Source organism: Streptomyces sp. NPDC013157 (assembly GCF_042899865.1).
GTDB lineage: Bacteria > Actinomycetota > Actinomycetes > Streptomycetales > Streptomycetaceae > Streptomyces.
Genome location: NZ_JBIBAK010000001.1, coordinates 483,184 through 495,165, shown reverse-complemented (window position 1 = coordinate 495,165; position 11,982 = coordinate 483,184). Strand labels below are relative to the sequence as shown.

The window sequence follows — 11,982 nt, the reverse complement described above, 5'->3', positions numbered from 1 at the left end:
CAGTGGGTCGAGCGGCCCCTTCGACCTCGCGGTCCGATGGCTGGTTCTTCGGCGTGGCTGACGTCGGAAGTCATCCGCTTCGCACTCTTCTCGTCGACACAACTGCTGATGGGGGGCGTGCCGGTCCAGTCTAGACTCTAGAGCGAGCTTCTAGAGCGTGTTTTGCGGCTCCCGGGTCGACCGCGCGAACTGCCGGTCGCTTGTTCGTCCAACGAACATGTCCATTGAGCGTGACGGCGGTCACTTCCTACCTTGTCGCTGCTCGGCAGGTCGGTCACCAGGCCGGGCGACCTGAGTCAGGGTTGGTCGCAGAGCCACGCGGAGGCGGTCCGCGCGGGCCCCCGGGGCGGTTCGGCAGCGGTGTCTCCGCATGGCCGTACACAAGCACCCCCAGCAAGGTCCGGCTGCACACGCCGGTTCCGACAGCAGCGCGCGCCGCGCGCAAGGAGTCGTCCATGGTCCAGATCGATTCACCCGCCGAGGCAAGCGGGGAGAGCGCCAGATACACCCTGAGGCCGGGCACGCTGGCCGCGGTGGTGCTCGCCGTGTGCCTCTCGCAGATGGCCCTTTCCGTCCCCTCGCTCATCACCGGCCTGATCCAGCAGGATCTCGCGCCGTCCTCGGCGCAGCTGACGTGGATCGTCGACGCCTTCTTCATCCCCGTCGCCGCGCTGGAGCTGGGCTTCGGCGTGTTCGGTGACCTCTTCGGCCGCAAGCGTCTGCTCGTCGGGGGCGCCGCGCTCATCGTCGTGGGCTCGGCGGTGGCCGTCCTGGTGCCGGGTGCGGGGTCGTCGACGGACACCCGGGTGACGTTGCTGATCATCGGCCAGCTTCTCAGCGGCATCGGAGCCGCGGCCATCTTCCCGACGAGCCTCGCCATGGTGGCGGCCGGCACGCACACCGTCGCCACCCGCGCGCGGGGCGTGGCGGTCTGGGCCGCCGCGCTGTCGATCGGCGGCTTCCTCGGACCGCTGCTGGCAGGCGTCGCAGCCAAGATCCACACCGGCTGGGACGGGACCGGGAACTGGCGCTGGGCCTACGTCGGTGTCCTGGTCATCGCCGCGGTCAGCGCGCTGCTGTCGCTCACCCTCGCCCAGAACTCCGCCGCGCCCGAGGGCCGCTCCCTCGACTGGCCGGGGCAGATCACCGCCGCGCTCGGCCTGTTCGCTCTGCTGTACGCCGTGATCCAGGGCCCCGAGAGCGGCTGGGGCAGCCCGCAGATCGTCGTCGCGTTCATCGCCGCGGGCGTCTTCCTCGTGCTGTTCGTCCTCGCGGAGGGCCGCGTCGCCCAGCCGCTCCTCCTCCTGAGCGCGTTCAAGAACCGGGCGTTCGCCGTCAACTCGGTGGTCACCCTGGTCGGCATGTTCGGCTTCCTCGCGATCATGTACTCCACCAGCATCCGCCTGACAACCGTCCAGGGATTCAGTCCGCTGAAGAGCTCCATCGCCTACCTTTTCTTCGGCGGCATCGGCTTCGTCCTGTTGCCGCTCACGTCGAAGCTGCTGGAGCGCTACAACCCCCGGTGGGTTCTCTTCGCGGGCCTGACCCTCATCGGGGTCGGCGGGCTGTGGTTCGCCGGGGTTCCGGCGAGCGACCGGGCGCTGAGCTCCATCGTCGGGCCGCTGATCCTCGCGGGTATCGGCTCGGGACTCGCCTTCGCAGCCATGAGCGCGGTCGCGGTCAATTCGCTGCCCAACCACCTCGCCGGGATGGCGAGCGGTGCCACGAGCACGTTCCGGGACCTCGGGTTCGCCTTCGGCCCCGCGATCGCGGGCGCCGTCGCGCTGGGCCAGGCCGCCAAGGAGATGGCCCGCGAGGTGGCCGCCAACCCCGGCCTGAGCAAGGCGTACGCGGCTTTCCAGGCCGCCCCGGCACACGCTCCCGCGGACCAGAGACCGCAGCTGGAGGCCGCGGTGCACGCCGTGGCCTCGGGACCGCTCGGCGCCAACTCGGTGCCGGCGAACGTCACTTCGCCGGACGGTCGGGTCATCCCCTTCAACCCGCTCAAGGACGTCGCGTTCCACGCCCTCGGCAACAGTTACTCCCACGCGTACGTGCTCGGCGGCGTGGCCGCTCTCGTAGCGGCGGCACTCACCCTCGCCGGCGGGCGCGGCGGTCCGGGAGAGACGCATCTCGACGACGGTCCGCACACCCTCGACGACTGACCGCCCGGCGAACCGGGCGGTGCCGGACCTAGGCAGCAGGCCGGCCAGGAACGCCGGAGCGCCCGCCGCGACTCCTCCCCGCGAGAGGTCGCGGCGGGCGACGCCGTACCACGCAGAACGCTCACACATCCCACACGGACAGGAGTCGGACCATGACCACCACACAGTCGGCGCCGGGCAGCAAGGACGACGTCCGCAGGCCGGACACGGTCTCCCAGGCGGAGGCAGCGTGGCTCGTCGCGATCACGAAAGGGGAGGAGGAGCAGCGTGCCCTCATGCTCCCCGACTGCGTGATCGTCCACGGGCCGGTCGGGAACGTCCACGACCGCGAGCGCTTCCTCGCCTACAACGCGTCGATGGGAGCCACCCTCGAAGCCGAGACCAGCGAGGTGACCTGCCGGGAGCGAGGGGGACGGGCCATCGTGACGTGCTATCAGAAGATGAGCATCCGGCGCGTGCCCGACCTGCCGCCGTTCCTGGTGCAGGCGGTGGCCACCCGGGTGTGGTTCGCGACCGACGAGGGCTGGCGGCTCGGCCACATGCAGCTCTCCCGGCGGCAACCTGCGGTATGACGCCCCGGTTTCCCTGCCGCGCGCGAGGTCACGACGTACGAATGGGAATGCCCGGCCGCCAGCCAAGACTCCGGGACAGCCCCAGCCCGCTGGCCACCAGCGAGGGAACGGCCGCCTGCAGTTTGATCGACCCTGCGGCCACCACGACGGACAATGCCGCGACGACCTTGCCGCGGCCGTCGACGATGCGTGTCGCCACCGACTCGGCGCCTTCGCTGAGCTCCTCCTTGACGACAACCGTTCCGGTCGAACGACAGGACGCCAGTTCACGACGGAGTTCGGCCGGGTCCACGATCGTCTTGGGAGTGAAGCGCCGCAGCCTGCCCGCCAGCACCTCGTCGATGAACTCCGGACTGCTGTGGCTCAGCAGCACCTTGCCCACCCCTGAGCAGTGCAGTGGCAGATGGCCGCCGACCTGCGAGGTGAGACCGACGGCGTTCACCGCCGAGAGGCGTTCGATGATCACGGCCTGGTCGCCCTGGAGGACGGCCAGCTGCACATGCTGGCGCAGAGCCGTGTACAGGTCTTCCACGAATGGCTGGGCGGCGCTGCGGAGCGTCTCGGCACGCGGTGCGAGCGTGCCGAGACGCCACAGCCGCAGGCCCACCGCGAACCGGTTGTCGCTGGTGCGCTCCAACGCACCGGCCTCCACGAGTTCGAGCGTGAGGCGCCGCGCGGTGGCATGCGGCATACCGGTACGTCTCACCAGATCGGCCAGGGTCAGCTCGGTGTGGTCGGGGTCGAAGGCGAACAGCAGGTCCCACAGTCGAGAGCTGACGGTCCGGCCGGGCTCGTTCGCGCGAGGCATGGGCCTCTCCTTCATCGTTCCTGACTCGGCCACTCTACCGCTCATGTTCGTTGGATGGATATAGGTGTTCTAACAACGCGCAGTCTGTCGGACTCTTGCACGGAGCCAGTCACCGCCTCGCTTCGAGGTCCACGGGAGGGAAAGACCATGAGTACTGATACCGGCCCCAAGATCGCGATCCTCGGTGGTGGCATCGGGGGCCTCGCCGCTGCGGCCTTCCTGCGCGACCAGGGCTTCGACAGTGATGTCTACGAGCAGGCGTCCGCCCTGACCGAGGTCGGCGCCGGCCTGGTGATCGCGCCCAACGCCGCCCGCCTGCTGCGACGTCTCGGCGTGCTGGACCGGTTCATCAAACGCGCGGTCCGGATGGAGATCGGCTGGGAGTTCCGGCGCTGGCAGAACGGCACCGTTCTGTCTGCGGAGAACCTTCAGGAGGGGTGCATACGCCTGTACGGCGAGCACACCTACACCGCCCACCGCGCCGACCTGCTGGACGCTCTGAGGTCGGCCGTCCCCGAGCGCTCCATCCACCTCGGCAGGCGCTGCGTCTCCGTCGAGTTCGAAGGCGAACAGGCTGTTCTGCGGTTCGAGGACGGCGAGACGGTCCGCCCGGACATCCTCATCGGCGCCGACGGGGTCCACTCCCGTGTGCGCGGCGCCATCGTCGGCCCGACTCAGACGCGGGAGTCGGGCATCTGCGCCTTCCGGGCCCTCGTACCGGCGCACAAGGCACCCGACTTCGCCAAGCGGCGAGCCCAGACCCTCTGGATCGGCCCCGACCACCACCTCGTGCACTACCCGGTCTCCGGAGAGGACTACGTCAACCTCGTCGCCTTCGCACCGGCCGGCGCCGACAGCGTGGAGTCCTGGACGGCCACCGCGACGGTCCAGGAACTGCTCGACGAGTTCGCCGGCTGGGATCCCCGCCTGGTGGAGCTGATCAAGTCGGCCGAGACGCCTGGGCGCTGGGCATTGCTCGACCGTGAGCCCCTCGACCGCTGGAACCATGGCAACGCGACCCTGCTGGGCGACGCGGCCCACCCGATGTTCCCGTTCTTCGCCCAGGGCGCAGCCCAGGCGATCGAGGACGGCGCCGTACTGTCCCTGTGCCTCGCGGCGGCCCGGGACAACCCGGTCGCGGCGCTGGGCCGCTACGAGGAACTGCGTCGGCGCCGCACGGCCCGCCTCCAGGAGGTGTCGCACGGAAGGTCGCACATCAACCACCTGCCGGACGGCCCCGAGCAGCAGGCACGCGACGTGCAGTACTCGCAGGCCGATCCACTCAGGGAGAACGGCTGGATCTACGAGTACGACCCGGAGGTCGCCGTTTCATGAAGATCACTGCGGCGGTGTCGCGCGAGAGCGGTACTGTCCCCGGCCTTGAGCAGGTCGACCTCGGTGAACCGAGGCCGGACGAGGTCCTGGTGCGCATCGTGGCGACCGGCATCTGCCACACCGACGTCAATGCGCACAGCGGCCGTGGGGTTCCCGTTCCTCGTCCGATCGTGCTCGGGCACGAGGGCGCGGGCGTCGTGGAGGCGGTCGGGGCCGGGGTGACGCGCCTCGTGCCCGGCGACCACGTGGTGCTCTCGGGCAACTCCTGCGGTGTGTGTCCCCGCTGTCTCGACGCGCGGCCCACCTACTGCCGGGAGGCCATGCGGGTGGCCTTCGGCGGCGCGCGACTCGACGGCAGCTCACCGATCACCCAGGACGGTGACCGGATCGCGGCCATGTTCTTCGGGCAGTCCTCCTTCGCGACGTACGCGCTGGCGCCCGCACGGAGCGCGGTCCTCCTCCCGAAGGACGTCCCGCTGCACCTGATGGGACCGCTCGGCTGCGGTGTCATCACGGGGGCGGGCTCGGTCCTGGAGTCCTTCCGGCTCCGCCCCGGACAGTCGATCACGGTGTTCGGCACCGGAGGCGTGGGACTCGCGGCCATCATGGCGGCCCGTCTCGCAGGTGCCCGGCACATCGTCGCCGTCGACATCAACCGACCCCGGCTCGATCTCGCCCGGGAGCTGGGAGCGACGGACACCGTGCTGGGCGGCGCCGGAGCCGAACAGGCGCTGCGGGACATCGACCCCGACGGCTTCGACTTCGCGTACGTCACCGCGGACGCACCATCCGTCTACGCCACCGCGACGACGTGCCTCGCTGTCGAAGGCACCCTTGGCTACGTGGTGGCACCCGCGGGCGAATGGGTCCCGGACACCGGTTTTCTCCTCGCCGGGGGCCGCAGGCTCCAAGGGATCATCGGAGGCTCGGCCAACCCCCACGTGCTGATCCCCCAACTCGTCGAGTACTGGCGGGCCGGTCGGTTCCCCTTCGACCGGATGATCGAGGAGTTCCCGTTCAGCGACTTCGCCCGAGCGTGGACGGAGACCGGCTCCGGGCGGGTGATCAAGGGCGTACTCAGGATGCCGGCAACCTGACATCGCTTCCGCGAACATCCCGGTCGGCGGGGTCACGACCGCGCGATGCCGATCAAGACGTTGGCCGTCCAACGAACACAGCCATTGTCGTACCCCACGACCCCACCCAGACTGCGGCGCGGGCGGCCCGAGACGCGGCCCGGCCTCAGCGCCCCTTGTCGAAACCCGGAGTACGTCCAGAGAGGCGGACCATCGCATGGCAACCGCAACCGGTAGTGGGCTCGTCGTCAGAACGCTGCGGCGAGCCGGGGTCGACGTGGCCTTCGGCCTGCCCGGAGCGCACATCGACGGCATCCTCCAGGACGCCCTGGACGCCAAGCTGCGGGTCGTCGACGTACGGCACGAGATGAACGCCGGCCACGCGGCCGAGGGATACGCACGGGTCACCGGGGAGCTGGGCGTCGCCGTCGTCACGGCCGGGGGCGGCTTCACCAATGTCCTGACCTCGGTCGCCAACGCCTACCTGGACCGGACCCCCGTCCTCTACATCGCGGGCTCGGTCCCGCTGGAGATGGACCAGGCCAATGACCAGCAGGCCGGGTTCGACCAGGTCGCCATGGCGGCCCCGGTGACCAAGTTCGCGCACCGCGTCACCCGTACCGAGCTGATCCCGCGTCTGGTCGCCCAGGCGATCCGTATCGCGCAGTCGGAGCCCAAAGGGCCGGTGCTCCTGGACATTCCCTGGGACGTCCTGCGCCAGTCGGTGGTCGTCGACGATGTCGACGACCACCGCGTCGAGGTCGACGGCACCGGTCTATCCCCAGCCGGTGCCGTCGACCGCATCATCGAGGCGCTGAGCACCGCCCGGCGCCCGGTCGCGCTGGTCGGCAAGTCCTTCGTCACCACCGAGGCACGGACGCAGCTGCACGAGTTCGCCGCCCGTACCGGAGTGCCCCTCCTCTCCGACTGGGAAGGCCTCGGGGCGATCGCGGGCTCCGCACAGCACGTCGGCCTCCTGCAGACCCTGGCCACCGTCGCCGAGGACGAGCGTCCCGACCTGGTCCTCATGCTCGGCCTGCGCTTCGGAATGGCCACACAGTTCGGCACGGGGCGACTGCTCCCGAAAAGCGCGCGGATCTTCCAGATCGACCCCGACGGCCGTGAACTGGGCCGGCTGCAGGATGTCGAACTCGGCATCCAGGCCGATCCCGTCGGCACGATCGGCCTGCTGAACGAGCGGCTGGGCGACAGCGGCGTGCCTTCGGGACGCGAGGACTGGCTCACGGCCCTGCGGGACATCTCCGCCACCCGGCGCTCCGCACTCGCCGACGAGACCGTGCAGGACGAGGACGCCGCGATCCACCCCTATCTTGCGGTCCGCACGATCGCCGAGAGCGTCCCCGACCAGGCCACCGTCGTCGTCGACGGAGCCCTGACCGAGCTGTGGCTCTCCGAGACGATCGCGCTCGCGCCGCTGTCCCACTACCTCGGCCACGGATACCTCAGTGCGATGGGGAGCAACTTCGGTGTGGCGCTGGGAGCGCAGTACGCACATCCCGACAAGGCGACGATCCTCGTCACCGGCGACGGCGCGGTCGGCTACAGCCTCGCCGAGTTCGACTCGCTCGTCAGGGCGGGACTCCCGGTCGTCGTGATCGTGCTGAACAACCGGGCCTGGGGCGCCACCCTGCACACCCAGCAGTTCATCTTCGGACAGGACCGCGTCACCAACAACCGCCTGGAGAACGGCTCCTACAGCGGCGTGGCACGAGCCCTCGGCGCGGACGGCGTCGACGTCACCGAGCTGGACCAGCTGCGACCCGCGATCGAAGCGGCCCTCGCGGCCCGCCGACCGACCTGCATCGACGTACGCGTGAGTCTTGCACCCATTCCGCCGGAGGAGCGCGTCCTGAACGGCGGAGCGCCGTTCGGCGGAGTCGAGATCGACGCGTGAGCCACCTTTCGGCGCGACCAGAAGGAGCGTCATGAACGACACGACCGGCCTGGGACGTCCCGAACCGGCCGTCGGGGACCGGCGGCAGCGCTTTCTCGGCAAGACCTGCCTCGTCACCGGCGGCAGCAGAGGACTGGGCCTGGCAGCCGCACAGGCCTTCGCGCGTGAGGGCGCGCGCGTGGTCATCATCGCGCGGGACCCGGACCAGCTGAAGGTCGCGAGCGGTGTCATCGGTGACGGCACGATCACCGTCGCGGCCGACCTCTCCTCGGTGGCCGGCATCAATGCCGCCCTGAGCGAGGTCGCCGCGGAGGCCGACCACGTGGACGCCGCCTACATCAACGCGGGGCATGCCGGCATGAAGCGCCTCGATGACATGGACGAAGCCACCTGGGACAGGGTGTTCGACACCAACGTCAAGGGCTCGTTCTTCCTCATGCAGGGACTCAGGCCCCTGCTCGCACCCGGCGGGGCCGTCGTCTTCTGCGGCTCGGCGGCCGGCCGGAGGGCCAGCGCGGGAACCGCCGCCTACGGAGCCAGCAAGGCCGCGCTGGAACACCTGACGCGCATTCTCGCCGCCGAGGTCATCGCTGACGGTATCCGCGTCAACATCGTCATTCCGGCCGGCATGAACACCGACATCGCCTCCCGTACGACGGGCCTGGCGCCCGGGGGAGCGGACGCCTTCCGAGAGCGGATCAGGCTCAGCACTCCCATGCTCAGGGAAGGGGAACCGGAGGAACTCGCCGACGCAGTGCTCTTCCTGGCCTCGTCCGAAGCCGCTTACATCACCGGTACGGCCCTCGTGGTGGACGGCGGCCTCACCAGCTTCATCCGCCCGCAGGCCTAGAGAGGACGATCACCGTGGAGTTTCCCTTCGGCCAGCCGACCGAGGCCGTCGTCCAGTTCGCGTACGCGGTCCCCGACCTCGACGCCGGAATGCGCTGGTGGACCGACCAACTCGGCGTCGGCCCCTGGTTCGTGAACCAGAGGATCGGCGGCGCGGGGTCCACCTACCGCGGTGAGCCGGGGAAGGCGGAGTTCACCCTCGCGCTCGCCTTCTCGGGGCACATGATGATCGAGCTCGTCCAGACCCTCGACGACGAGCCTTCCATCTACAAGGACGCCTACGAACGCCATGGCTACGGCTTCCACCACGTCGCCAAGGTCGTGCCGGACGTCAAGGCAGAGGTCGAACGCCGCGAGGCGAGCGGGGCAGTGGTGCGGTTCCACGATCTGGCCCCGGGGGGCGCTGTCTTCTTCCTGGACGGCGGCGACGACGCCCCGGGGATGATCGAGCTGGTCCAGGACAACGAGATCACGCGGCAGATGTTCACAGCCGTCTGGCGGGCATCCGTCGACTGGGACGGGTCGCGACCGGTACGCGAGTTCGCGGAGTTGCTGCCGGGCTGACCATTCGGCCATCACCGGCACAGGGGCGGTCCGGCCGGACCGCCCCTGTGCCACGTGTCGGGATCACACGCCCGTGGGAGCGAGGACGATGTCGAAGCGCACCCGGCTCCACGTACCGTCGACGACACGCCCGTCGGGTGTCGGCGTGCCCGCGGGCTGCCGCTCGAAGCGCTTGATCAGCGAGTCCTTGACGCCGAAGACGGTGTCCTTGCGGCCGATGGGATCGCCCTCGGGGAAGATGTGCGTCACCAGCGTGCGCGCGCCCTCGTGGGACACCATGAAGTGCAGGTGGGCGGCGCGCAGCGGCGAGCGGCCGACCGCGTCGAGCATCTTGCCGACCGGTCCGTCATCGGGGATCGGGTACGGGGTCGGGGTGAGGCCCCAGAAGCGGTAACCGCCGTCGGCCGCGGAGAACAGGTGCGCCCGGCCGGCGCGCTTGCCGGCGTCGTACTGGACGTCGTAGAGCCCGTCCTCGTCGGCCTCCCAGACCTCGATCCGCGCGCCGGCGAGCGGGCGGCCGTCGGTGTCGGTGACGGTGCCCTCGACCCAGCAGGGCTCGCCGGGGGCGCCGAAGGCCATGTCCTCGCCGAGCTCGATCCGTGGGGCGTCCTCGACGAAGAACGGACCGAAGACGGTCGCCTCGGTGGCGCCCTTGTAGGCCTGGTTGTTGACGTTGATCGTCTGCATGCTCGCGCCGAGGGTGTCGGACAGCAGGATGAACTCCTGCCGGACGTCGTCGGTGATGTGGCCGGCCTTGGTGAGGAAGTCGATCGCCGTTCCCCACTCCTCCTCGGTCAGCCGGACCTCACGGATGAAGGAGTGCAGGTGCTTGACCAGACCGACCACGAGTTCCTTCAGCCGTGCGTTGTCGCAGGCGTCGAAGGAGGCGATGACATCGTCCACCAGCCGCTGCTCGACTGCCTGTTGCTCCGGCGACACCTCGCGGTAGATCGTGCCGGCGCCGTCGGTCCGGGCCGAGTCGGGGTTGACGTAGGTAGCCATGGCGGCCTCTTTCAGCTGATCGGTTCGCCGGCCCACGCCGCCTGCAGCAGCAGGGTCAGGTTCGCGTAGGTGACGGGAGTGGGGTTGTTGGCCGGGATCGCCTTCACGATCGGCCCCAGCGCCTTGGCGATGCCGTCCTCGGGCATGCCGTAGTCACGCAGTGCCCGCGGCGCGCCCAGCACCTCGTACAGGGCGGCGAGCCCGGCGCTCGCCGTGCGGGTGCCGCAGTCCGTGCCGAGCGCCTGGGCGATCCGAGCCTCCGCCTCCGGGGCGTGCGGGGCGTTGAAGGCCAGTACGTAGGGCAGGACGACCGCGTGGGTCTGGGCGTGGGGGAGGTTGAACATGCCGCCGAGGACGTGGCAGATCTTGTGGTGCATGCCGGAGCCGGCCGAGGCGAACGCGACGGCGGCGAGGTAGGCGCCGTACAACGTCTGCTCGATGCCCTGGACGCTCGTCGAGCCCACCGTGACCGCGGGCAGGCCGGCCGCCAGGGCGCGGATGCCCTCCTGTGCCAGCGCCCGGTCGATCGGGTCGGCGCGCGGCCCCCACATCGAGTCCACGCAGTGGGCCATCGCGTTCAGACCGCTGGCCACGGTCATCCCGCCGGGCAATGTGGTCAGCAGGACGGCGTCGTACACCACCGAGGCGGGCAGCACCTTGTCGTCCACCCCGGTGGTCTTGGTCTCGCCTTCGGTCAGGCCCCAGACGTTGGTCGCCTCGGAGCCCGCGTAGGTGGTGGGTACCGCGACGATCGGCAGCCCGGTGGTCATCGCCACCGCCTTGGCCAGGCCCGTGGTCGAGCCGCCCCCGACGCTGACCAGGATGTCCGCGCCCGCGTCGGTCGCGGCCCGACGGGCTCGCTCCGCCACCTCGACCGGTACGTGCATCACGACCTCCTCGTGACGCAGTACGACCGGGATCTCCTTGGCGATCGGGTCGGCCAGTTCCTTCTCGCGGTCCGACGCGATCAGCATGACCTTGGTACCGCCGAGCGACTCGACCTCCGCCGCCACGGCGGCAGGCGATCTCCCCGCCGCGAACACCACCCGCTGGGGAAGGGTCTCGTGGGTGAACCGCATCAGGCTTCCGTCAGCCACTGCTTGCCTTCCGAGTAGAGCTGCTCGACTGCTGGGCCGGTGAGGCCGGGGAGCCCTTGCTTCACGGTGAAACCCGCCTTCGTCTGCAGGTAGGCCAGGTGCCGGTAACCGGCCGGGAACCGGTTCAGGAGGTCGGGGTCCAGCGTCAGTGAGGCAGCGGGGTCGACGACGTCGAGCCGGTCCTTCTCGTAGATCGGCTGCCTGCGTACGAGGCTCCAGCGTCCCTCATGGCGGGAGAGGAAGTCGTAGAAGCGGCCGGTGCAGACGACATCGACCTCGACGCCGTCGATGCTCGCGCGCTGGTTGATGGTCATCTTGGTCTGGGCGATGGCCCGGTCGCCGACGATGTCCGCGGTGTGGCCGCCGAGGAAGTGGAGGATGCTGACGCCGTTCTCGAAGCCCTCACGGCTGGCTTTGATGAAGTCGGTGGCGCTGCCCTGGAACCAGGTGGCGCTCATCCAGCCGTCGCGCGGATGCCAGACCGTGGCGAAGCGGTCCCAGTCCCCGGCGTCGCGCCACAGCGCCCAGTTCTCGACGAGCTGCCGGATCTCGTGGCGATCCTTGTCGCTCTGCGACATTGCTGACTCCTTGGAGGGGGC

General features: G+C 69.9%; 11 protein-coding genes. 7 read left to right on the top strand and 4 right to left on the bottom strand.

Annotated features, from left to right (window positions below):
- Positions 1-455 precede the first annotated feature (455 nt).
- Positions 456-2,165, top strand: a complete 1,710-nt coding sequence (locus tag ACFY6U_RS02260) for an MFS transporter (protein WP_390034642.1) — start codon at positions 456-458, stop codon at positions 2,163-2,165.
- A gap of 152 nt (positions 2,166-2,317) precedes the next feature.
- Entirely contained in the window at positions 2,318-2,737 is a 420-nt protein-coding gene (locus tag ACFY6U_RS02255) for a nuclear transport factor 2 family protein (RefSeq protein ID WP_390034641.1), read from the top strand.
- Between the two features lie 28 nt (positions 2,738-2,765).
- On the opposite strand, the gene ACFY6U_RS02250 is transcribed toward ACFY6U_RS02255, so the two are convergent.
- Entirely contained in the window at positions 2,766-3,545 is a 780-nt protein-coding gene (locus tag ACFY6U_RS02250) for an IclR family transcriptional regulator (protein ID WP_390034640.1), read from the bottom strand.
- 147 nt (positions 3,546-3,692) lie between these two features.
- On the opposite strand from ACFY6U_RS02250, the gene ACFY6U_RS02245 reads away from it, so the two are divergent.
- From ACFY6U_RS02245 to ACFY6U_RS02225, 5 genes are all read left to right on the top strand, one after another.
- A complete protein-coding gene (locus ACFY6U_RS02245; protein WP_390034639.1) occupies positions 3,693-4,880 on the top strand; it encodes an FAD-dependent monooxygenase in 1,188 nt (395 codons plus the stop codon).
- Positions 4,877-5,977, top strand: coding sequence for an NAD(P)-dependent alcohol dehydrogenase (locus ACFY6U_RS02240; RefSeq protein WP_390034638.1), 1,101 nt, complete (start codon positions 4,877-4,879; stop codon positions 5,975-5,977). The genes ACFY6U_RS02245 and ACFY6U_RS02240 overlap by 4 nt, the downstream gene beginning before the upstream one ends.
- A 196-nt stretch (positions 5,978-6,173) precedes the next feature.
- Positions 6,174-7,871 carry a thiamine pyrophosphate-binding protein gene (locus tag ACFY6U_RS02235; RefSeq protein WP_390034637.1) on the top strand — a complete coding sequence of 566 codons (1,698 nt, stop codon included), beginning with the start codon at positions 6,174-6,176 and terminating at the stop codon, positions 7,869-7,871.
- Positions 7,872-7,902: 31 nt separating this feature from the next.
- On the top strand, positions 7,903-8,721 hold the full coding sequence (locus ACFY6U_RS02230) for an SDR family NAD(P)-dependent oxidoreductase (protein WP_390034636.1): 819 nt from the start codon (positions 7,903-7,905) through the stop codon (positions 8,719-8,721).
- Between the two features lie 14 nt (positions 8,722-8,735).
- Complete coding sequence (locus tag ACFY6U_RS02225) at positions 8,736-9,284, top strand: VOC family protein (protein WP_390034635.1); 549 nt, start codon at positions 8,736-8,738, stop codon at positions 9,282-9,284.
- A 63-nt stretch (positions 9,285-9,347) separates the two neighbouring features.
- Here the strand turns inward: ACFY6U_RS02225 and ACFY6U_RS02220 are convergent, their stop codons facing one another.
- The 3 genes from ACFY6U_RS02220 to ACFY6U_RS02210 are packed head-to-tail and all read right to left on the bottom strand — an operon-like array spanning position 9,348 to position 11,961.
- A complete protein-coding gene (locus tag ACFY6U_RS02220) occupies positions 9,348-10,286 on the bottom strand; it encodes a dioxygenase (protein WP_390034634.1) in 939 nt (312 codons plus the stop codon).
- Between the two features lie 11 nt (positions 10,287-10,297).
- Positions 10,298-11,365: a maleylacetate reductase gene (locus ACFY6U_RS02215; RefSeq protein ID WP_390034633.1), complete on the bottom strand. Its 1,068-nt coding sequence runs from the start codon at positions 11,363-11,365 to the stop codon at positions 10,298-10,300.
- Complete coding sequence (locus ACFY6U_RS02210) at positions 11,365-11,961, bottom strand: nuclear transport factor 2 family protein (RefSeq protein WP_390034632.1); 597 nt, start codon at positions 11,959-11,961, stop codon at positions 11,365-11,367. Before ACFY6U_RS02210 ends, ACFY6U_RS02215 begins: the two co-directional genes overlap by 1 nt.
- Between the last annotated feature and the right edge of the window lie 21 nt (positions 11,962-11,982).